This window comes from Bradyrhizobium sp. CER78, from assembly GCF_029846235.1.
GTDB lineage: Bacteria > Pseudomonadota > Alphaproteobacteria > Rhizobiales > Xanthobacteraceae > Bradyrhizobium.
In genome coordinates this window covers 173,340-194,040 of record NZ_JARVWP010000014.1, presented here as the reverse complement: position 1 = coordinate 194,040, position 20,701 = coordinate 173,340, and the positions used below count along the sequence as shown (strand labels likewise).

Below are 20,701 nucleotides of genomic sequence, written 5' to 3'. Positions count from 1 at the left end.
CGACGTATGTGGCCCGCTTACCGTCTCGCCTCACATCGCGCGCGCAAACCTGCGAAAACCCGGCGCGCCGGTCAGCGCCTCGAATGCGGCGTCGCGCTTCTCTTCGGCGAAGGCAAAGCCGGCCTTGGTGTAGCAGCGTTCGGCCGCGCCGTTGCCGATCACGAACGAGATCGACGCCCGCGCAAAGCCGGCGGCCCTGCCGTCGGCGAGCGCGCGGCCGATCAGCGGCTGCACCAGGCCGTTGCCGCGATAGGCTCGATCGGTTGCGACATGCTCGATCAGCCAGTCGCCCTCACCGCCCTGGACCCAGCAATTGCGGGCGTAGCCGCCGCGCGCCACGATGGCATCGGCATCGATGCCGAGCTGTGCCGCCACCTCCTCGATCGCCGCGCGTGCGGCAACGATCGTTCCGGATGCCGGCATCGCGCACAGCGCGGCCGCCGGGACGCCATCGACCTCGGCGATCAGAAAGTGGGCGACGTGATACCATGATTTCACCCGCGCAACGGCGAGCCGCGCCATGAACGCGAGGCACTCCGGCTCGGGACGATCGAGCGCGATGTCGATCCAGCCGCGCGGCAGTGGGCCGCGCTGCGCGGCGAGGACAATGCGGGCGATGAAGCCCGCATCGTCGGATCGTGCGGGACGGATCGAGGATCGTCCCGCGTCAATCATCTCAGGTGTTCTTCAGCGCGACGCGGAATTCCGCCTCGGTCTTGGCCTTGACCTCGTCGAGCGTGACGCCGTCGGCAAGCTCGATCAGCGCCATGCCGTCCTTGCCGTGCTTGTCGATGGTGAACACCGCCAAATCCGTCACCACCATGTCGACCACGCGCTCGCCGGTCAGCGGCAGATTGCACTGCTTGAGCAGCTTGGGGCCATCCTTCGCGGAATGCTCCATCACGACCACGACGCGCTTGACGCCGGCGACGAGGTCCATGGCGCCGCCCATGCCCTTCACCATCTTGCCGGGGATCATCCAGTTGGCGAGGTCGCCGTTCTGCGCCACCTGCATGGCGCCGAGGATCGACAGGTCGATATGGCCGCCACGCACCATACCAAAGGAATCGGCCGAGGAGAAATAGCTGGTCGAGGGCAGCTCGCTGACGGTCTGCTTGCCGGCATTGATGAGGTCGGCATCGACCTCGTCCTCATAGGGGAACGGGCCCATGCCGAGCATGCCGTTCTCGCTCTGCAGGCTGACGTCGATGCCCGCGGGGATGTAGTTCGAAACCAGCGTCGGAATGCCGATGCCGAGATTGACGTAATAGCCGTCGCGCAACTCCTTGGCGGCGCGGGCGGCCATCTGTTCACGGGTCCAGGCCATGAGGCTCTCCTGAAAAGGTGTGATTTACGCTGCGGGCCGCGGACGGGTGTTGCGGAACTCGATCCGCTTTTTGGCCGTGCCGACCTCGATGATGCGCTTGACGAAGATGCCGGGGGTATGGATGTGGTCCGGATCGATCTCGCCGGCCGGCACCAGATGCTCGACCTCGGCGACGGTGACCTTCGCGGCGGTCGCCATCATCGGGTTAAAGTTGCGCGCGGTCTTGCGGTAGACCAGGTTGCCGGCGGTGTCGCCCTTCCAGGCGTGCACGATGGCGACGTCGGCGAACAGGCCGCGCTCCATGATGTACTTCTCGCCGTCGAATTCCTTCACTTCCTTGCCTTCGGCGATCAGCGTGCCGACGCCGGTCTTGGTGTAGAAGGCCGGGATGCCGGCGCCGCCGGCGCGGATGCGCTCGGCCAGCGTGCCCTGCGGGTTGAACTCGAGCTCGAGCTCGCCGGCGAGATATTGCTGGGCGAACAGCTTGTTCTCGCCGACATAGGACGAGATCATCTTCTTGATCTGGCGCGTCTCCAGCAGCCGGCTCAGGCCGATGCCGTCGACGCCGGCATTGTTGGAGACGACCGTGAGGCCCTTGACGCCGGAATCGCGGATCGCGTCCGACAGGGTCTCGGCGATGCCGCAGAGGCCGAAGCCCCCCGACATGATCATGATGCCGTCCTTGAGGAGACCATCGAGTGCCGATTTGGCGTCGGGATAAACTTTGTTCATGCAGCGAATACCTGATGGAGGGCGCGGAACGGCTGTGACAATGCGGATTATTAGGCGAAATCTTCGCAATGCGTCAATCACGGCCCCGTGCGGCGACGGGCGGCAGCCCGCGGCGTCAACATGGCCTTGAAAGCGTCAAGAAAACCCTTCAAGTTGCGTGGGTTGGCAGGGGCCTCCGGCGAGAGCCCGCTGTGTTCGACGACGACCCGACAAAACTCAACCCGACCCGGATATGTCATTGACGATGGCCCAAGGAATTAAGCGCCTGGGGATGCCGATCGCGGCGCTCTTAGGCCTGGCGCTGGTCGGGCTGGTCGGAACGTCCTGGTTCCTCAACCGGGACGCGCTGCAGCGCGCAGTGGAGGCGCAGATTCGCGCCGTGACCGGGCTGGAGCTCGTCGTCAACGGGCCGATCGATGTTTCGGTGTTTCCCGGCAGCTACGTCTCCTTTCACAATGTCGGGCTGAAGGGCGCCGATACCGTCGGTCCAGCCTTGCAGGTCGACGTGCTGACCGCCAACCTGCGACTGCTGCCGCTGTTGCTGCGGCGGTTCGAGATCGCCGACGTCATGATGCTGCGCCCGCACATCCGTGTGGTGCGCGACACCGCCGGCGACAGCAATTGGACACCGTTTGTCGTGACCATCGCCAAGGCGATGACGCCCGGCGCCGAGAATCAAGTGTCGTTCTCCGAAATCCGGATCCAGGACGGTGAACTGAACTACCAGGATGGGACCAACAACGTCTCCGAGCAACTCGGCGATATCGACCTGTCGCTGGCCTGGCCGTCGATCTCGCGTTCCTTTGCCGCAACCGGCCAGTTCGACTGGCGCGGCGAGCGCGTCGACGGCTCGATCAGCGCCAGCGATTTCGTCGCGCTGCTGTCGGGCGACCGCTCCGGCCTCAAGGCGCGCCTCGCCAGTGCCCCGCTGAAGGTTGCGTTCGACGGAACCGTCGCCAACCGCACCAGCCTGATGATGGAAGGCACCGCCACCATGGACTCACCGTCGCTGCGCAACGCGTTGCGCTGGATGGGACAGGCGCCGCCCGGCGGCGGTGGCGGCTTCGGCCGCTTCGCACTGAAGGCCCGCGCCAATGTGGTCGGCGGCTCGGTCGCGCTCACCAATGTCAATGTCGAGCTCGACGGCAATGTCGCCGAGGGCGTGATGACCTACGCCAATAATGGCCGGCAGTCGCTGCAGGCGACGCTTGCCGCCGGCAACCTCGATTTCACGCCCTACATCTCGACCTTCCGCCTGCTGGCCAGCGGTCAGCGCGACTGGAACAGGCAGCTGTTCGACCTGTCCTCGCTGTCGTCGACCGATCTCGACATGCGCCTGTCGGCGGCCAAGGTGACGGTCGGCCCGTCCAAGCTCGGCCGCACCGCGTTCGGCGCCAATCTGCGCGGTGGCGCGCTGGCGCTCAGCGTCGGCGAGGCGCAGATGTATGGCGGCATCGCCAAGGGTTCGTTCGCGATCGCGCGCTCGGATGCGGTTGCCGACGTCCGTGCGCAATTCCAGTTCACCGATGTCGATTTACAGGCCTGCGCCAGCGAGCTGTTCGGCATCAATAAGCTCTCCGGCCGCGGCAACCTCAACGTCTCGCTGACGGCCTCCGGCTCGAGCCCGTTCGGGCTCGCATCGTCGCTGGACGGCACCGCCACGCTGAACGGGCATGACGGCGCGATCGCCGGCTTCAATGTCGAGCAGCTCTTGAGGCGGCTCGAGAAGCGGCCGCTGTCCGGCGGCGGCAATTTCCGCTCCGGCTCGACGCCCTATGACAATCTCAACATCTCGGTGAAGTTCGCCGATGGCGTCGCCACTGCCGACGACATCCGTGTCGAGAGCCCCGCGGCGAAGATCACGCTGACCGGCACCGCCTCGGTGCCGTCGCGCGAATACGATCTCAAGGGCGTCGCCAGCCTGACTTCGGCATCTGCCGGCGGCAACGCGTTCGATCTGCCTTTCGTGATCCAGGGCCCGTGGGATGATCCGCTGATCTTCCCCGATCCGGAAAGCCTGATCCGCCGCTCGCCGGCATCCGCCCCGCTGCTCGATGCGGTGAAGGATCGCAAGACGCGCGATGCGGTGCGCTCGGTGATCGAGCGCTTCACTGGCGGCGCCACGCGGCCCGCGGCCGCGCCCGATGCTGCCGCCGGCGCACCCGGCAACGGACCGGCAACAGCGGCCGAGAACGCCAAATCCAACTGACGACGCCGAACTGAAGAAGTCGAACTGACCAGGTCGAACTGAAGAAGTCGAATCCATTCACTTTCCGCATGGATGCACCGGGACTGATCCACGCCCTCGCCGCGTACCCCTACAGAAGTCGTCGATCCGGCATCTTTATCGGGTCACGGGCATGCGCTAGTGTTTTCTCCAACCGGTTAAAAAAGCCGGCCTCATGAGGGAGAACAACGTGAGATCCAAGGTTATCGGTGCGCTATCGATTGCGGTCGCTGCGGTCGGCCTGTTTGCCGCAACTGCACCCGCGCTGGCCCAGAGCAAGACGATCACCGTCTGGTGGGGCAAGGGATTTTACAAGTCCGAAGACGACGCGCTGCTTGAGACGATCAAGAAATTCGAAGCCAAGACCGGCATCAAGGTCGAACTGTCGCAATACGCGATCCAGGACATGATTCCGAAGACGGTCGCCGCGCTGGATTCCGGCACCGTGCCCGACGTCGCCTATTCCGACACCTACGACGTGCAAGCCCAGGGCAAGTGGGCCTTCGAGGGCAAGCTCGAGGATCTCTCCGACATCATGCTGCCGATGAAGGACGCCTTCGCGCCGAACACGCTGGAAGCGGCGTTGCTCTACAACGACGTCACCAAGAAGAAGTCCTATTACGGCTTCCCGCTGAAGCAGCAGAGCATGCACGTCCAGATCTGGGGCGACATGCTGGAGAAAGCCGGCTTCAAGGCCGCCGACATCCCGACCAAGTGGGAGGATTACTGGACGTTCTGGTGCGACAAGGTGCAGCCGGCGATCCGCAAGGCGACCGGCCAGCGCATCTACGGCGTCGGCCAGCCGATGGGCGTGGAATCCACCGACTCCTTCCAGTCGTTCTACACCTTCATGGACGCCTACCACGTCAAGTTGGTCGACGACGACGGCAAGCTCCTGGTCGACGATCCCAAGGTGCGCGACGGCCTGATCCACGCGCTGAAGGACTACACCGACACCTACATCAAGGGCTGCACGCCGCCCTCTTCCACCACCTGGAAGGACCCGGACAACAACGTCGCCTTCCACAACAAGACGATCGTGATGACCCACAATTTCACGATCTCGATCGCGGCGAAGTGGTTCGAGGATTCCACCAACCCGGCGCTGACCGACGCGCAGCGCGCCGCCGGCAAGCAGGCCTATGAGCAGGACATCATCACGGCGTCCTTCCCGAAGGCGCCGGATGGCTCGACGATCCGCTACCGCTCCGACGTCAAGACCGGACTGATCTTCGCCAACGCCAAGAACAAGGCCGAAGGCAAGCAGTTCATCAGCTTCCTGATGCAGGAAGACAACGTGCGGCCCTATATCGAGGGTGCGCTCGGTCGCTGGTTCCCGGTGACCAAGGCCAGCCAGGCGAGCCCGTTCTGGCAGGCCGACCGCCATCGCAAGGCGGTCTGGAATCAGTTCACCGGCGGCACCACGCCGTTCGACTTCACCAAGAACTGGAAGTTCACCATCCTGAACAACGAGAACGTCTGGGCCAAGGCCATGAACCGCGTCGTCAGCGAGAAGGTGCCGGTGGACAAGGCCGTCGACGAACTGATCGCCCGTATCAAGCAGGTCGCGGGGTGATGTAGATGATGCGCACCGCCGCGACCGTATGTCTCTGTCGTCCCTGCAAAAGCAGGGACCCATACGCCGCGGCGGTGATTTTGAAAGATGCTGGTCACCGGCTTTCGTGCAACAACGAAAGCAGGTGGTTATGGGTCCCTGCTCCCGTGCGCAATTGCGCACTAGGCAGGGACGACAGCGTAGGCACAGGCGACATCGAGTAACCGAATGGCGATCACACTCTCCGCATCCGAAGCCCCCTCGCCGCCACTGTCGGCGCGGCTGTCGCCGCCGCAGGTCTGGGGTATCGTGCTGCTCGCGCCCTACCTGCTCGTGTTTCTCGCCTTCGTGGTCTATCCGGTCGGCTACGGCCTGTGGCTGGCGCGCCAGCCGGCGAGCTATGTCGCGCTGTACAACGACCCGATCTTCGCGCGCGCCGCGGTCAACACGCTGATCTTCCTGGTCATCGGCATCAACATCAAGATGCTGATCGCGCTGTTCCTGTCCGGCTTCTTCGCCCAGCAGCGACCCTGGATCAGGTGGCTGTCGGTCATCTTCATCCTGCCCTGGGCGGTGCCGTCGATCCCGACCATCCTGTCGGTGCGCTTCATGCTCAATCCCGAATGGGGCGTGGTCAACCAGTTGATCTTCAAGTTCACCGGCGACGACGGCCCGAACTGGCTGAACGATCCGGCGGTCGCGCTCGCGATGGCGATCGGCGTGCACATCTGGAAGTCGCTGCCGTTCTGGACGCTGATCCTGCTGACCGGGCGGCTCGCTATCTCGCACGACCTGTACGAGGCCTCCGACGTCGACGGCGCCAATTGGTGGCAGAAATTCCGCTACATCACCTGGCCGTCGATGCAGACGCTCTACATCACCTGCACGCTGCTCTCGATGATCTGGACGCTCGGCGACTTCAACAGCGTCTATCTGCTCACCGGCGGCGGGCCCGCCGACCTCACCCACGTGCTCTCGACGCTGGGCATCCGCTATCTCAGGCTTGACCAGCTGTCGCTGGCGATGGCCTCGATCGTGTGCGCGATGCCGTTCGTGCTGCCGCTGGTCTATTTCATGATGAAACGGTTGTCGCGATGAAGCTGCCCACCCTCCGCGAAGTCGGTACCGAAGCCAAGCTGCTCTTGATCGGCATCCCGGTCTTCATCTGGACCATGATCCCGATCTACCACATGTTCGTGTTCGCGATCTCGCCGAAGGAGGACGCGTTCTCCGGCAAGCTGTGGCCTGCTCATCCGACCTTCCACAATTTCTCGATCGTGTTCCACGAGCAGCATTACTTCCTGCGCGACTTCTGGATCCAGTTCTGGAATTCGACCGTGATCGCGCTCGCCGTCGGCGCGCTGACCTTGTTCGTCGCCACCGCCGCCGCGTTCTCGATCTCGCGGCTGCGGGTGCCGGGCGGCCGCGCCGTGATGAACATGGCGCTGTTCACCTACTTCATCCCGGCGGCGTTCCTCGCCGTGCCGATGTACCGCACCATGGGCACCTATGGCCTGCTCAACAATCACTGGTCGCTGATCCTGGCGATGGTGACGATCGCCGCGCCCTACGCGATCTGGGTGCTGAAGCAGGCCTCCGACAAGCTGCCGGTCGAGCTGGACGAGGCCGCGACGATGGACGGCGCCACCACGCTGCAGCTGTTCCGCCTGGTCTACGTGCCGCTGATGATGCCCTCGCTGGTCGCGGTCGGCACCTATGCGATCCTGCTTGCCTGGAACGAATATCTCTACGCGTTCCTGCTGCTGTCGAAGGACACCGACATCACGCTGCCGGTCGCGCTCGGCAACTTCCTCGCCGCCGACGATTCGCCTTGGGAGCTGTTGATGACCACCGGCTTCATCTACGCACTGCCGCCGGCCGCGGTCTACTACGCCTTCAAGCGCTACATGGTCGGCGGACTGACCGCAGGCGCGGTCAAGTCGTGAGGCTTGGCGCGGTCTCGGCTCACCTCTCCCCGCCGGGGAGAGGTCGGATTGCGAAGCAATCCGGGTGAGGGGCCGCGGCACTAACGAGAGACCATAATCCCTCACCCGGCGCTGCGCGCCGACCTCTCCCAAGGGAGAGGTGAAGCACGAGCTCAACCATCATGCTCTAGAGCGGCGCGGCGCTCTCGCCGCGCGCGCTTGACAGCTTCGAGGCGAACGACGCCACCACGATGATCACGGCGATCAGCGCGATCACCAGCGTGCAGATCGCGTTGATCTCGGGCTTCACACCGAGCCGGACCTCGGAGTAGATCCGGATCGGCAGCGTCGCCGAGCCGGGACCGGTGGTGAAGCTCGCGATCACGACGTCGTCGAGCGACAGCGTGAAGGCCAGCATCCAACCCGCGACGATCGCCGGCACGATCAGCGGCAGCGTCACCATCAGGAACGCGCGCACCGGATCGCAGCCGAGGTCCATTGCGGCTTCCTCCAGGCTGCGGTCGAGCGCGGAGAGGCGCGACTGCACCACCACGGTGACAAAGCACATCGTCAGCGTGGTGTGGGCGATCGTCACGGTCCAGAAGCCGCGCTCGGCATTCAGCGCCACGAACAGCAGCAGCAGCGACAGGCCGGAGATCACCTCGGGCATCACCAGCGGCGAATACAGCATGCCGGAGAACAGCGCCCGCCCCCGGAACCGCTCGCCCCGCGCCAGCCCGACCGCCGCCAGCGTGCCCAGCAGCGTCGCCAGTGTCGCCGACACCGCGGCGACCGACAGGCTCATCCACGCCGCCTCCAGCATGGCGCGGTCGTTGAAGAACTCATGATACCAGCGCAGCGACCAGCCGCCCCACACCGTGACCAGCCGCGAGGCGTTGAACGAGTAGATCACGAGGATGACGATCGGCAGATAGAGGAACGCCAGCCCGAGCGCCAGCGAGGTCATGTTGAAGCGCGTGAGCCTGGTGACGGTGTGCGCCATCAGCGGTTCGCCTCGAGCTGCCGCCGTTGCAGGCGGTCGTAGAGCACGAGCGGCGGCACCAGCAGGAGCAACAGCGCGACCGCGGCGGCGGATGCCACCGGCCAGTCCTTGTTGGTGAAGAATTCGAGCCACAACGTCTGCCCGATCATCAGCGAGTTGGAGCCGGCGAGCAGGTCGGGGATCACGAATTCGCCGACGATCGGGATGAAACAGAGCAGCGCACCGGCGCCGACGCCCGGCAGCGACAGCGGAAATGTCACCAGCCAGAACGCCTGCCGCGGCGAGGCGCCGAGATCGCCGGCGGCCTCCAGCAGCGACGCATCCATCTTCGACAGCGTCGCATAGAGCGGCAGGATCATGAACGGCAGATAGGAATAGACGATGCCGAGATACATCGCGCTGTCGGTCGACAGCCAGACCACCGGCGCGGAGACAATGTGCAGCGTGAGGAGAACCTGGTTGAGCAGACCGTCATGCTGCAGGATGTTGATCCAGGCATAGATGCGGATCAGGAACGAGGTCCAGAACGGCACGATGACCAGCATCATCGCCACGGCCTGCCAGCGCTGCGGCAGCCGCGCCATGCCGTAGGCGATGGGATAGCCGATCAAGAGCAGGATCAGCGTCGAGGTCACCGCGACGACGAGGCTGCGCAGATAGGACAGGATGTAGAGATTGTCCTGAACCAGCAGGCCGAAATTGTCGAACGACAATTGCGCAAACGCAGCCGCCAGCGCCGCGCGCCCTTCGCTGAAATCGAACACCGGCGTATAGGGCGGCTGCGCGATCGCGGTCTGCGACAGGCTGATCTTCAGCACGAAGCCGAACGGCACCAGGAAGAACAGCACCATCCAGAGATAGGGCGCGATCGCGGCAAACCGCGCCGGCCGGGCGAAGATGCGGCGCGCGCTCATTGCTCCAGCACCAGGCAATCGTCGGCGGTGAACCACGCCACCACCCGCTGGCCGGCCAAATAGGCATCGACATCGAGCCGCGCGGTGTTGGCCATCGACGAGCGCACCACCGCGCCCGTCTCCAGCTTCACCCGATAGCTGGTGATGCCGCCGAGATAGTTGACGTCGATGACGACGCCTTCCAGCCGGTTGATCGGCTGCGATGCGCCCGCATCCGATGCCGGCGCGCGGCGCGACAGCTTCACCTTCTCGGGACGGATCGCGACGCTGACGGCCTCCTTGGTCACCGGCGGCCACAGCTCGCTGACCGCGAGCGTGCCTGCTTCCGTGGTGGATACCGTCAGGCGGCCGCGGTCGCGGGCGGTGACCTGACCGTTGAACAGGTTGATGTCACCGACGAACTCGGCAATCCAGCGCGAGGCCGGCGCCTCATAGAGATTGCGCGGGGTTGCGACCTGCACCAGCCGGCCGGCATCCATCACGCCGATCCGGCCGGCCATCGTCATCGCCTCCTCCTGGTCATGGGTGACGATGATGAAGGTCATGCCGAGCCGGCGCTGCAGCTCCATCAGCTCGCCTTGCGTGCTCTCGCGCAGCTTCTTGTCGAGCGCGGCGAGCGGCTCGTCGAGCAGCAGCACCTGCGGCCGGCGCGCCAGCGAGCGCGCCAGCGCCACGCGCTGCCGCTGTCCGCCGGAGAGCTGGTCGGGCTTGCGCTTCTCGAGCCCCTCGAGCTTGACGAGCGCCACCATCTCCGCGACGCGGGTCGCGATATCCTTGCGCGCCATGCCGGCGCGCTTCAATCCGAACGCAATGTTATCCCGCACCGACAGATGCGGGAACAGCGCATAGTTCTGGAACATCATGTTGACGGGCCGCTCATGCGGCAGCACCTGGGCGATGTCGCTGCCGCCGAGCAGGATGCGGCCCTCGTCCGGCGTCTCGAAGCCCGCGAGCATCCGCAGCAGCGTGGTCTTGCCGCAGCCGCTCGGGCCGAGCAGCGCGAAGAACTCGCCGGCGCGGATATCGAGCGAGAGCTTGTCGACCGCGCGGAAATTCCCGAACGATTTTGCGACGCCCTCGATCCGCAGCAGCGGCATGTCCGAGACGGCCGGTTCAGGCAGCGGCTTTGCCGCCTCCGCACTCGCTTCGCCCGATGTCACGTCAAGAAGCCCCGATTCCCCACAAGGTCCAATCCTGGCGGCAAGCTAGCGGCGGATCGCCACCGGCTCAACCGCCTCACGGACATCTCCCGCAATATTGTCGGCCTCTGCAGGGGGGCTCTTAATGCGTTGCGTCGGCTTTGAGGTACAAACCGGAAGGCACTTGCTTAGTCTGAACCTTACCGCTTTTAACCCAAAGCCGAAATCAACCATCAGGCTGCTCAATCAATCGCCAAGAAGGTACCGATGTCCACTTGGGCTCACGGTCTGGTTTAGAATACAAACTTCAAAGGCGGCTGCCATTTGCCTAGCTGCGAGTTCGGCTGGCATTCGCCCGATAGCGGTACATAGCCCGGGACAAAGGACGGTACGGATGGATCCAGGGTACTCGCGATTGTGCTGCTTGATCGCGCGCATTGCTGCTCGGAATGCCAAGTAAGCATTGACTGTATTTGCCACATTCGTCGGAACGCGCATCGTTGGTGCGCTGACTAGATACGGGATTGTCTCGTCGAAGGTCTCGATGATGGTCGCTTGCCCCACAGGCAACTCGCCATCGTAGTCAGCCTTAATGTGCGTCTGAAGTCTCGTCTGTAATTCCCAGCCAAACCGATGCAGATAGACGAGATCGATGCCACCGTCCATGTAGCCGAAACTATTCGCTGGGCTGACAATGGCATCTGCTGAACTGTCGAATATCTCACCTTGAGATATCCGAACGTTGGGAATGTCCATGAAATACCGCTGCCACGCCTGAACCATTTCGGCGTTAATGTCACGCAGTTCGAACCTGATCGCGTCCATCGATCTTCAGCCTTACAGACCGTTACTCTCCAACTGCGCAATCTAAGGCAATATCGACTACACTGCACTGCCTTCTCACGGTGCGGAAGGCCGCTTGTGGCCCAACTCGGACCTCCGGCGATATCAGCTCTTGCGATGCTGCTGAGGGCTAAGCAGACGTAAGCCCCGAAGGGGCTCGTTGCCTTTATGAGCACATGCCCTAGACTTCGCGGCGAAACTCGGGAGGACAACCGATGATTTGCGACCGCTACGGCCTGCCGCTGACCACCAGTTCGGACCGCGCAGCTGCATACTATGTCGACGGCGTCGATCGCATGCTGGCGGCGCAGCTCGGCGCCGATGCAGCGTTCGAGGCAGCGATCGCCGAGGATCCCGATTTCGCGTTGGCCCATCTCGGCCGTGCCCGCGTCCACCAGCTCAACATGGAAGCGGCCGCAGCCCGCGCCAAGGCCAGCGATGCGCGGCAACTCGCGGCGGCCGCGAGCCCGCGCGAGCGTCAGCACATCGAGATCATCGCGTCCGTGATCGAGGGCCAGGGCAAGAAGGCGATGACGGCGGCCGAACAGCATCTCACCGAATATCCGCGCGATGCGCAGATACTCTCGCTGTTGCTCGGCGCCTTCGGCCTCTATGCCTTCTCCGGCCGATCCGACCATGACGCCGCACGGCTCGCCATCTCCGAGCGTTACGCCAGCGACTATGGCGACGATTGGTGGTTTCTCACCTATCTCGGCTGGTCGAAGACCGAGGCCGGCGACCTCGTCTCGGGCCGCGCCATCACCGAGCGCGGCTACGCGCTGAAGCCCGAGAATGGCGGCGCCGCGCACGCGCTGGCGCATGCACTGTTCGAGCAGGGCGACGCGGCGGAAGGCCGCAGCTTCCTCTCGGCATGGCTGCCGGCGAATGATCGCACCAGCTTCCTGCAGGGCCATCTCGCCTGGCACCTCGCTCTGATCGCGATCGAGGAAGGCGACGCCGACAGCGCGCTCGCCATTTACGAGCAGCATATCAAGCCGGCGGGCCGGCCCTATCCGCCGCTCAATATCTACACCGACACGGCTTCGCTGCTGTGGCGGCTGTCGGTCGCCGGTAAGACCGGTCTCGAGGCGCACTGGAAGGATGTCGCCGCCTATGGCGACGGCTATTTCCCGAAGGCCGGCGCGCATTTCGCCGACGTCCACCACGCGCTGGTCGCCGCCACGACGAACAACGATGCGCTCGAGGCGCGGCTCGCCGAGATGGCGGCGCGCGATGCCGACGGCAAACTGGCGCCCGGCCCTGCCGCGATCGGCCTCGGCCGCGGCATTGCCGCCTTCGCGGCCGGCGACCATGAGAGCGCCGTGCGCATCCTGGCGCCGCTGATGCCCGAGCTGGTGCGGATCGGCGGCAGCCATGCGCAACGCGAATTGTGGGAGGACACCTTCATCGTGGCGTGCCTGCGCGCCGGTCAGGGCCGACAGGCAACGAACTTGATCGCGGACCGGCTGCATCGCCGTCCATCGCGGCGCGACCTCGCCTGGTCGCAGGAGGCCGCGCGGCAATAGCCGATCCTCAATCCGGCTTCGCCATGAATGCCGCCAGCGCATCACGATCGGCTTGCGGCATAGTCAAACCGAGCTTGGAGCGGCGCCACAGGATATCGTCGGGAAAGCGCGCCCATTCCTTGCGCATGAGGTAGCGCACCTCGGCGCCGGTCAGCTCAGGACCAAAGGCGGGGCCGAGATCGGCCTTTTCTTTGGCATCTCCCAGAACATCCCTGACGTTCAGCCCATAGGCGGCCACCAGCCGCCGCGCCTGGGCGTCGCTGAGGAAGCGCCAGCGGTCGCGCGCGATGTCGACCTCGGTCTCGAAGCGCTGCCAGGCGAATTCGCCGCCCGGCAGCGGCGCGGTCGCGGTCCAGCGCGGCGTCATCGGATAGAACCGCGTGAACTCCGTCACCGCCCGCTCGGCGCGGCGCCGCGCGGTGGTCACGTCGCCGCCGAAGATCGTGAGCAGCGGCGCCCTGCCGCGCCTGTAGTCGAGCGAGGCGGCCCCGCCGCCCATGCGCCGGCCGGCCGCGACGACGGAATTGGCGCCGGAGATCGTCCGCAGCACATCGACTGGCGCAATTTGTTCGCGAAAATAGCGATTGGCTGCGTCACAGAGATAGGCCACCTCACGCACATCCATCGCGACAATGGCGGGATCGCCCTTGAAGGCATGACTGACGCTACCGATCAGGGTGAAGTCGCGCTCATAGGGACTGGCGAAGATCAACTGTCCATCGGGATTCTGGAACGCATAGACATTGTCGCAATCGAACAGGCGGCGCACCACGATCTGGCTGATCTGCACGGTCGCAAGCTGTGGCGCCGGCACCCGCAACACGGTATCGGCAACGGAGGCGGTCCAGGCGCCGGTCGCGTTGACCAGCGACCGCGACGTGATCACCCGCCGATAGCCGCGATCGATCGCGACCAGTCGCCAGGTGTCGCCGCGCTCGGCCCGGGTCACGCGCGCGCCGGTGCGGATCTCGGCGCCGCGCGCCGCGGCATCGACGGCGGTGAGCACGACGAGCCGGGAATCGTCGACGACGCAGTCGGAATATTCGAACGCAGTTCCGAACGGCCGTTTCAACGCATTGCCGACCGGATGGTGAGTGACGTCGAGGGTCGTCGAGCGCGGCAGGCCGCTGCGCGAGGCCAGATGCTCATAGAGCAGCAGCAACGACCGCAAATGCCACGGCGGCCGTTCCTCGGCATGCGCCGGGATCGCGAAGCGCATCGGCCGCACCAGATGCGGTGCGATGCGCAGCCAGACGTCGCGTTCCCTGAGCGCCCTGCGGACACGGAAGAACTCGCGCCGCTCCAGACCGGCCAGGTCGCCGTGGACCAGCCGCGGCGAGGCCTGCGACGCGCCGGAGCCGAGATCGCCCTGCTCCAGCAGGATCACGCGCAGGCCGCGGCCGGCCGCGTCGCGAGCCACGCTCGTGCCGTTCAGGCCACCGCCGATGATCGCGACGTCATAGTCCGCCATGCACGACGCCTATCGCATTTCAATGCGAACGAAATACGTGCTCGCAGAAAAAAGCATCAAGCATCAGCCTGCGCCCGCGGAGGCGAAGAAGCCTTCGGGTCCATCGACCTCGATCAGCTTCCTGCCTTCGATCACCCAGAACCGGTTGGCCACCGTCCGCACGAACTGGCGATCGTGCGACACCAACAGGCAGCTGGCCTGTTGCTCCATCAGTTCCTCCTCCAGGGTCTCCTGGCCCTCGATGTCGAGGTGGTTGGTCGGCTCGTCGAGCAGATAGAAGTTCGGATGGGTCAGCCGCAGCACCAGCATGCCGAGACGGGCCTTCTGCCCGCCCGACAGCCGCCCGATCGGACGGCCCTGCATCTCGATCGAGAGGCCGGCACCGGCGAGCAGGCCGCGCGCCCGCTGATCGCCGACCTCGAAGCGCCGCGTCAGCATCCGCATCGGCGTGTCGCCATCCCTGAGATCGGCCAGCGCCTGGTCGCAATAGCCTGTAACCAGTGACTCGGTGGCCCGGATTTCGGCGGCTGCCGCCGCGGGGGTCTCGATCGCCAGCCGCAGCGCCGCGACGAACCGGGTCTTGCCGGCGCCGTTCGGCCCGAGCAGCGCGATCCGGTCGCCCTTGCAGATGAACTGCTGGCCGGTCCTGAACAACGGGCGGCCATCGGGGGTGGCGATCTCAGCGTTCTTCAGCCTGATCAGGACCTTGGCATGGGTGTCGCGGTTGGCGAGCCGGATCGTGCCGGCCGAGCGTTCCATGTGCGCCGGCTTCGCCGTCTCCTCCAGTTTCTCGGCGCGCTGCTTCAATTGCTTGGTCTTCGACAGCAGGAGGTCGCTGCCGGAATTGATGCCGAGATTGTTGAGTTTCGCGGCCTGCTGCCGCAGCTGACGGACGGTCTTCATGTCGCGCTGATAGCGCCGCTCGTCCGAGGCATCGAATTCGTCGACCGCCGCCCGCGCCGCGGTGTAGGGCAACGCGAACAGCTGCGACCGCTCCGGGCGCAGGAACAGCGTCCGGTTGGTGGTCGCGTCGAGAAAGGCGCGATCGTGGCTTGCGATCACCACCGGCATCTCGCGCGGCAGCGCATTCAGCCAGGCCTCGAGCCGGGCGATCTTGGCGAGGTCGAGATGGTTGGTCGGCTCGTCGAGCAGCAATATGTCGGGCTCGGTCACCAGCACGCGGGCGAGCAGCGCAAGCCGTAGCCAGCCGCCGCTCAGCTGCTTGAGCGGACGCGCCCACAGCTCCTCCGGCACCTCGAGCGATTGCAGGGCGACGTCGACCCGCCAACCTTCGCTGCCGCGTTGCTCGCCGGGCAGCGCGCCAAGGACGGCGGCATGGAACGCCGTGTCCAGCAGGCTCATTGGCGCATCCTGCGCGACATGGCCGACGGTCAGCCCGCGGGCGCGGGTGATGTCGCCTTCGTTGGGCTCCATCGCACCGGCGATGCAGCGCAGCAGCGTTGACTTGCCGCGGCCGTTGGCGGCGACGAGGCCGATGCGGTCGCCGGCATTGACGACGAAGTTCAGGTCGGAAAACAGCGGCGCGTTCAGCGTCACGCCGAGATTGCGCACATTGATGAGGGTCACGGTCAATTCTCTGGTCTTGCCGGCGATCACGACGACATCGCGAGGCGTCCAGCCATCGGATGTGCATGTCGAAGCGCGGCGAGGGATTGAGGTGCAGGCGCGAACGCTCAAACGTTCGACGCCGCACGGCCACGAAGGGCAGACCAGGAAGAGATTTTAGGCGAGTTTCCGGTCAGCCCTGCAAACGCATTTGCAGGGCGTTGACGGGGCCACGCTTGAGGTGGGGATCGTTGAATCGCGCCACGACGCAGCCCTCCTTTCTCGGCCGAAATGATGTGGTGGTTCGACGGTAACCGGACGTGCAACGGATGGCAAGCGCAGCCGGCGGAGCCGCCCTGACGGTTCAGGCCGGTTTACCCGGCCCTGCGCACGGTTTCCGCCAGGTGGTCGCCGCCGACCAACGCGGCAAATTGACCGATCGGGGCCGGCCGGCCGATCAGATAGCCCTGCACCGCATCGCAGCCCTCTTCGGCGAGGAAGCCGAGCTGCGCCTCGGTCTCGACGCCTTCGGCGACGATCGACATTTCGAGGCCATGGCCGAGATCGATCACCGCGCGCACGATCGCCGCCGATTGCGGATTGCGGCCGAGGTTGATGACGAAGGCGCGGTCGATCTTGATCTTGTCGAACGGAAACGCCTGCAGATAGCTCAGCGAGGAATAGCCGCTGCCGAAATCGTCCATCGAGATGCGCACGCCGAGCGCCTTCAGCCGCCGCAGCAGGGACAGGCCGCGGTCGAAATCCTCGATCAGCACGCCCTCGGTGATTTCGAGCTCGAGGCGGTCGGGCGTCAGCCCGGTCTCGAGCAGGATCGAATGGACGAGGCCGACGAGGTCGCCATGGGTGAATTGCGCCGGCGACAGGTTGACCGCGACCTGCATCGGCACCGCCCAGGAGGCTGCCTCCCGGCAGGCCTCGCGCAGGATCCATTCGCCCATCTCGACGATCAGGCCGCTTTCTTCCGCGAGCGGAATGAAGTCGCTGGGCGGCACGAAGCCGCGCACCGGATGGTGCCAGCGCGCCAGCGCCTCGAAACCGATGATCTGGCTGCTCGCGACGCTCGGTCCCGCCGCCGCCTGCGGCTGGTAGTAGAGCGACAATTCGCCGTTCTTGATCGCGACCGACAATTCCTGATGCAGCACGCGGCGATCGCGGATCTGCTGGTCCATCTCGGGCTCGAAGATCGAGATCGTGCCGCGCGACTTCGCCTTGGCGCGGAACAGCGCCGCGCCCGAATTGGCCAGCAGCGAGGCTGCGTCGGATCCATTGTGCGGGAACACGGCGATCCCTGCGGTGAGCCCGGTGCGCACCGATTTGCCGTCGATCGCGAAATCCTCACCCAACGCCTCGGCGGCCTGCTCGGCCAGCGCGATGCCGGCGACCGGCTGCTTGCCGTCGATGATGAGGCCGAATTCGTCGCCGGACAGCCGCGCGACCACGCCGCCGCGCGCCACGGTCTGCAGACGCTGCGCGACCTCGATCAGCACCTTGTCGCCCATTGCGTGGCCGTAGACGTCATTGATCTCCTTCAGCCCGTCGAGGTCGACGCAGAGCACGGCGAACTCCTCGTCGGTGCCGTCGCAGGCCTCGATCATCTGGGTCAGCGCCTGCAGGAAGGCGGCGCGGTTCGGCAGATCGGTCAGGCCGTCATGATAGGCCATGTGCGCCATGCGCGACTCGGTCTGGCGCCGGTCGGTGACGTCCTCATGGGTCTTGATCAGATATTGCGGCTCGCCATGGTCATCGAGCACGGTGATGCGGCGGGTCAGGAACAGCCGCAGACCATCCTTGGTCGAGATCGGGTGCTCCTCGGCGATCATGCTGCGCTTGCGGATCGCGGCCTCGTCGCGGGCGATGATCAGCTTGGCTTCGCGGGCGTTGAAGATGTCGGACGCGGTGAGGCCGGCGGCATCCTCGCGGCGCCGGTTGAGGATCGTCTCGGCGCTGCGGTTGGCCAGCAGGTAGCGGCCGTCGCTGACCCGCTGCACGATCAGCGAGACCGGAATGTTGTCGACCACGAGCTCGAGGAATTTCTTGTTGTTCTCGAGCTCGCGCGACAGCGAGCGGCGGTCGGTGACGTCCTCGAACAGCGCGATCAGGAACTCCGGCTCGCCGGCCTCGTTGCGGGCGATCACCCGGTTCGACGCCAGGATGCGCTTCTCCGCACCGCGTTCGACGAAGAATTCGCTGCGGTGATAGCCCTCCGGTGCGTCCAGCGCCGCGCGGTCGGCCGTGTCGATGCTGAGCGCGGTCTCGGGACGGAAGATCTCGTCGGGGCGCTTGCCGACGATGTGATCGCGGGAGAAACGCGAGAAGCGCTCGAACGCACGGTTGGCGAAGATGTAGCGGCCGTCCTCGATGTTCTTGGCCGCGACGCAGACCGGGACGTTGTCGAGCACGGATTCGAGGAACTGCGTGGTCGAGGCCAGCTTGCGCGACAGCTTGCGCTGGTCGGTGCAATCGAGATGGGTCGCGACCGAGCCGCCGTTCGGCAGCGGAAAATATTTCACCAGCACCGACTTGCCGCCCGGCAGTTCGGTGACCAGCCCCTCGGGCTCTGCGGCCCTGGCGAAGAAATCGTCGACGCTGACGTCGAGCACGCCGCGGCTGCGGCGCAACTCCAGCAGCTCGGTGCCGGTCATGCCGCGCCGGATGTCGGCGCGCGACAGGCCGTAGATATCGAGATAGCGGTCGTTGCAGAACACGATGCGCTCCTGCGCATCGGTCATCACGACGCCCTGGTTAAGATGGTTGAGGGCCGACGACACGAAGGCGTTGCGCCGCAATTGCGCGCGCTTGGCCCTGCGCAGGGCGGAGAGCACCCAGAGCCCGACCGCGCCGAGAAAGGAGGCAACCACCACGCTGCCGATCAGGAGCTCCCAGACCACGCCGGGATCGAGGTCACCGAGATAGCTCGAGGGCGCGAAGGCGGCGGAGGCGGCCCGGGCGGCGCCGAACGGCACAACGGCGGCGATCAGGCAAAGGACGGCCCTTGCCGGAATCGAATTCTTCCCGCCCGCCTGCCACTTCCTGCCAGCCATCGATCACCCGCGGATTTCCAGGACGAGTGTCCGGCTCCGGCGGTTTGGATCGGGTAAACGCGTACGGATGCAACTGGACAATGCGAGTTAATTTACGGCAATTGCCCTGACATGATTAATGCCCCACTAACGCGGCATGGCCCCCCGACAATTTGAGATGGCCCAACCACTTGCCCAGAACGAGCGGATCGGCTGAACGATGTTGGCGGCCATGACCAAGGCGCGGCTGCGCGGAAATATTCGGACCTGAAGGACGTGATGGACAGGGTTGATTGCGTGATCGTCGGTGCGGGGGTGATCGGCCTCGCCGTGGCGCGCCGGCTGGCACAGGCCGGCCGCGAAGTGATTGTGATCGAGGAGACTGATGCGATCGGCACGGTGACCTCGTCGCGAAACAGCGAGGTGATCCACGCCGGGATCTACTACAAGGCCGGCAGCCTGATGGCGCGGATGTGCGTCAGCGGCAAGCGAGCGCTTTACCGCTACTGCGCCGAGCACGGCATCCCGCACAGGAATTGCGGCAAGCTGATCGTTGCCACCACACCCGCGGAGACCGAGAAACTGCAGTCGATCCGCTCGCATGCCGCGGCCAACGGCGTCGACGACATGCAACTGTTGTCCGGCGAGGCGGCGCGCGCGCTGGAGCCGGCGCTGAACTGCGACGCGGCGCTGCTGTCGCCCTCGACCGGGATCATCGACAGCCATGCTTACATGCTGGCGCTGCGCGGCGACGCCGAGGCAGCCGGGGCGGCGTTCGCCTTCCATACGCCGCTGCTCCACGCCAGGGCGACGGCCAACGGGTTCGAGATCGAGGCTGGCGGCGCAGCGCCCATGACGCTCGCCTGCGATCTGCTGGTCAATGCCGCCGGGCTCGGCGCAACCGCGGTCGCGCGCAACGTCGAGGGCATGCCGATCGCGTTGATTCCAACCGCCTATTTGGCCAAGGGCAATTACTTCAGCTGCAGCGCCAAAGCGCCGTTTTCGCACCTGATCTATCCGGTGCCGGAGCCCGGTGGGCTCGGCGTGCACCTGACGCTCGACATGGCCGGACAGGCAAGGTTCGGCCCCGACGTCGAGTGGATCGATCACATCGATTACGCCGTCGATCCGGCCCGAGCCGAACGGTTCTATCCGGCAATCCGGAAATACTGGCCGACCCTGCCGGATGGCGCGCTGATGCCGAGCTATTCGGGAATCCGGCCCAAGATCGTGCCGCCAGCGGTGGCAACCCAGGACTTCCTGATCCAGGGCCCGGCCGATCACGGCGTCGCCGGCCTGATCAACCTGTTCGGGATCGAGTCACCAGGGCTGACATCGTCGCTCGCGGTCGCCGACCATGTCGGCGCGCTGGCACAGCTCTGAGCAAATGCAGCATAGCCTCCCGGGGGACGCGCGCTTTGGCGCTCATCCC

Annotated in this window: 16 protein-coding genes; 6 read left to right on the top strand and 10 right to left on the bottom strand. The window is 65.4% G+C overall.

The window, feature by feature from the left end:
• Nucleotides 1-30: 30 nt before the first annotated feature.
• The 3 genes from QDT69_RS27145 to QDT69_RS27135 are packed head-to-tail and all read right to left on the bottom strand — an operon-like array spanning nucleotide 31 to nucleotide 2,059.
• Entirely contained in the window at nucleotides 31-675 is a 645-nt protein-coding gene (locus QDT69_RS27145) for a GNAT family N-acetyltransferase (protein WP_279709532.1), read from the bottom strand.
• Between the two features lies 1 nt (nucleotide 676).
• Entirely contained in the window at nucleotides 677-1,327 is a 651-nt protein-coding gene (locus tag QDT69_RS27140) for a 3-oxoacid CoA-transferase subunit B (RefSeq protein WP_050422652.1), read from the bottom strand.
• A gap of 24 nt (nucleotides 1,328-1,351) precedes the next feature.
• On the bottom strand, nucleotides 1,352-2,059 hold the full coding sequence (locus QDT69_RS27135; protein WP_076861290.1) for a CoA transferase subunit A: 708 nt from the start codon (nucleotides 2,057-2,059) through the stop codon (nucleotides 1,352-1,354).
• A gap of 244 nt (nucleotides 2,060-2,303) precedes the next feature.
• Between QDT69_RS27135 and QDT69_RS27130 the strand changes: the two genes are divergently transcribed.
• From QDT69_RS27130 to QDT69_RS27115, 4 genes are all read left to right on the top strand, one after another.
• Entirely contained in the window at nucleotides 2,304-4,268 is a 1,965-nt protein-coding gene (locus QDT69_RS27130) for an AsmA family protein (RefSeq protein ID WP_279709531.1), read from the top strand.
• 208 nt (nucleotides 4,269-4,476) lie between these two features.
• Nucleotides 4,477-5,862 (top strand): ABC transporter substrate-binding protein, encoded by a 1,386-nt coding sequence (locus tag QDT69_RS27125; RefSeq protein ID WP_279709530.1) that lies wholly within the window; start codon nucleotides 4,477-4,479, stop codon nucleotides 5,860-5,862.
• A gap of 207 nt (nucleotides 5,863-6,069) precedes the next feature.
• Complete coding sequence (locus QDT69_RS27120) at nucleotides 6,070-6,939, top strand: sugar ABC transporter permease (protein ID WP_279709529.1); 870 nt, start codon at nucleotides 6,070-6,072, stop codon at nucleotides 6,937-6,939.
• Nucleotides 6,936-7,787, top strand: a complete 852-nt coding sequence (locus QDT69_RS27115; RefSeq protein ID WP_279709528.1) for a carbohydrate ABC transporter permease — start codon at nucleotides 6,936-6,938, stop codon at nucleotides 7,785-7,787. The genes QDT69_RS27120 and QDT69_RS27115 overlap by 4 nt, the downstream gene beginning before the upstream one ends.
• 166 nt (nucleotides 7,788-7,953) lie before the next feature.
• On the opposite strand, the gene QDT69_RS27110 is transcribed toward QDT69_RS27115, so the two are convergent.
• The 4 genes from QDT69_RS27110 to QDT69_RS27095 all read right to left on the bottom strand — a co-directional run bounded on the left by QDT69_RS27110 (nucleotide 7,954) and on the right by QDT69_RS27095 (nucleotide 11,647).
• Complete coding sequence (locus QDT69_RS27110; protein ID WP_279709527.1) at nucleotides 7,954-8,769, bottom strand: ABC transporter permease subunit; 816 nt, start codon at nucleotides 8,767-8,769, stop codon at nucleotides 7,954-7,956.
• A complete protein-coding gene (locus tag QDT69_RS27105; RefSeq protein WP_279709526.1) occupies nucleotides 8,769-9,683 on the bottom strand; it encodes an ABC transporter permease subunit in 915 nt (304 codons plus the stop codon). Before QDT69_RS27105 ends, QDT69_RS27110 begins: the two co-directional genes overlap by 1 nt.
• On the bottom strand, nucleotides 9,680-10,780 hold the full coding sequence (locus QDT69_RS27100) for an ABC transporter ATP-binding protein (RefSeq protein WP_279709540.1): 1,101 nt from the start codon (nucleotides 10,778-10,780) through the stop codon (nucleotides 9,680-9,682). The genes QDT69_RS27105 and QDT69_RS27100 overlap by 4 nt, the downstream gene beginning before the upstream one ends.
• A 288-nt stretch (nucleotides 10,781-11,068) precedes the next feature.
• On the bottom strand, nucleotides 11,069-11,647 hold the full coding sequence (locus QDT69_RS27095; protein ID WP_279709525.1) for a macro domain-containing protein: 579 nt from the start codon (nucleotides 11,645-11,647) through the stop codon (nucleotides 11,069-11,071).
• A 314-nt stretch (nucleotides 11,648-11,961) separates the two neighbouring features.
• On the opposite strand from QDT69_RS27095, the gene QDT69_RS27090 reads away from it, so the two are divergent.
• Nucleotides 11,962-13,191: a tetratricopeptide repeat protein gene (locus QDT69_RS27090; RefSeq protein WP_279709539.1), complete on the top strand. Its 1,230-nt coding sequence runs from the start codon at nucleotides 11,962-11,964 to the stop codon at nucleotides 13,189-13,191.
• 7 nt (nucleotides 13,192-13,198) lie between these two features.
• Here the strand turns inward: QDT69_RS27090 and QDT69_RS27085 are convergent, their stop codons facing one another.
• The 3 genes from QDT69_RS27085 to QDT69_RS27075 form a co-directional block, all read right to left on the bottom strand.
• A complete protein-coding gene (locus QDT69_RS27085; RefSeq protein WP_279709524.1) occupies nucleotides 13,199-14,662 on the bottom strand; it encodes a glycerol-3-phosphate dehydrogenase in 1,464 nt (487 codons plus the stop codon).
• Nucleotides 14,663-14,725: 63 nt separating this feature from the next.
• The gene (locus QDT69_RS27080; RefSeq protein WP_279709523.1) at nucleotides 14,726-16,249 is read right to left on the bottom strand and encodes an ABC-F family ATP-binding cassette domain-containing protein; all 1,524 of its coding nucleotides are present in this window, start codon (nucleotides 16,247-16,249) and stop codon (nucleotides 14,726-14,728) included.
• Nucleotides 16,250-16,602: 353 nt separating this feature from the next.
• The gene (locus tag QDT69_RS27075) at nucleotides 16,603-19,290 is read right to left on the bottom strand and encodes an EAL domain-containing protein (RefSeq protein WP_279709522.1); all 2,688 of its coding nucleotides are present in this window, start codon (nucleotides 19,288-19,290) and stop codon (nucleotides 16,603-16,605) included.
• A gap of 246 nt (nucleotides 19,291-19,536) precedes the next feature.
• Here QDT69_RS27075 and QDT69_RS27070 point away from each other — a divergent pair, with 246 nt between their 5' ends.
• Nucleotides 19,537-20,652, top strand: a complete 1,116-nt coding sequence (locus QDT69_RS27070) for an NAD(P)/FAD-dependent oxidoreductase (protein ID WP_347952063.1) — start codon at nucleotides 19,537-19,539, stop codon at nucleotides 20,650-20,652.
• Nucleotides 20,653-20,701 lie beyond the last annotated feature (49 nt).

Coding starts and splice junctions, on each gene's coding strand:
- QDT69_RS27085 (WP_279709524.1), bottom strand. CDS start 14,662: ATGGCGGACTATGACGTCGCGATCATCGGCGGTGGCCTGAACGGCACG.
- QDT69_RS27110 (WP_279709527.1), bottom strand. CDS start 8,769: ATGGCGCACACCGTCACCAGGCTCACGCGCTTCAACATGACCTCGCTG.
- QDT69_RS27115 (WP_279709528.1), top strand. CDS start 6,936: ATGAAGCTGCCCACCCTCCGCGAAGTCGGTACCGAAGCCAAGCTGCTC.
- QDT69_RS27075 (WP_279709522.1), bottom strand. CDS start 19,290: ATGGCTGGCAGGAAGTGGCAGGCGGGCGGGAAGAATTCGATTCCGGCA.
- QDT69_RS27145 (WP_279709532.1), bottom strand. CDS start 675: ATGATTGACGCGGGACGATCCTCGATCCGTCCCGCACGATCCGACGAT.
- QDT69_RS27105 (WP_279709526.1), bottom strand. CDS start 9,683: ATGAGCGCGCGCCGCATCTTCGCCCGGCCGGCGCGGTTTGCCGCGATC.
- QDT69_RS27120 (WP_279709529.1), top strand. CDS start 6,070: ATGGCGATCACACTCTCCGCATCCGAAGCCCCCTCGCCGCCACTGTCG.
- QDT69_RS27130 (WP_279709531.1), top strand. CDS start 2,304: ATGGCCCAAGGAATTAAGCGCCTGGGGATGCCGATCGCGGCGCTCTTA.
- QDT69_RS27135 (WP_076861290.1), bottom strand. CDS start 2,059: ATGAACAAAGTTTATCCCGACGCCAAATCGGCACTCGATGGTCTCCTC.
- QDT69_RS27100 (WP_279709540.1), bottom strand. CDS start 10,780: ATGCCGCTGCTGCGGATCGAGGGCGTCGCAAAATCGTTCGGGAATTTC.
- QDT69_RS27140 (WP_050422652.1), bottom strand. CDS start 1,327: ATGGCCTGGACCCGTGAACAGATGGCCGCCCGCGCCGCCAAGGAGTTG.
- QDT69_RS27095 (WP_279709525.1), bottom strand. CDS start 11,647: ATGGACGCGATCAGGTTCGAACTGCGTGACATTAACGCCGAAATGGTT.
- QDT69_RS27090 (WP_279709539.1), top strand. CDS start 11,962: ATGCTGGCGGCGCAGCTCGGCGCCGATGCAGCGTTCGAGGCAGCGATC.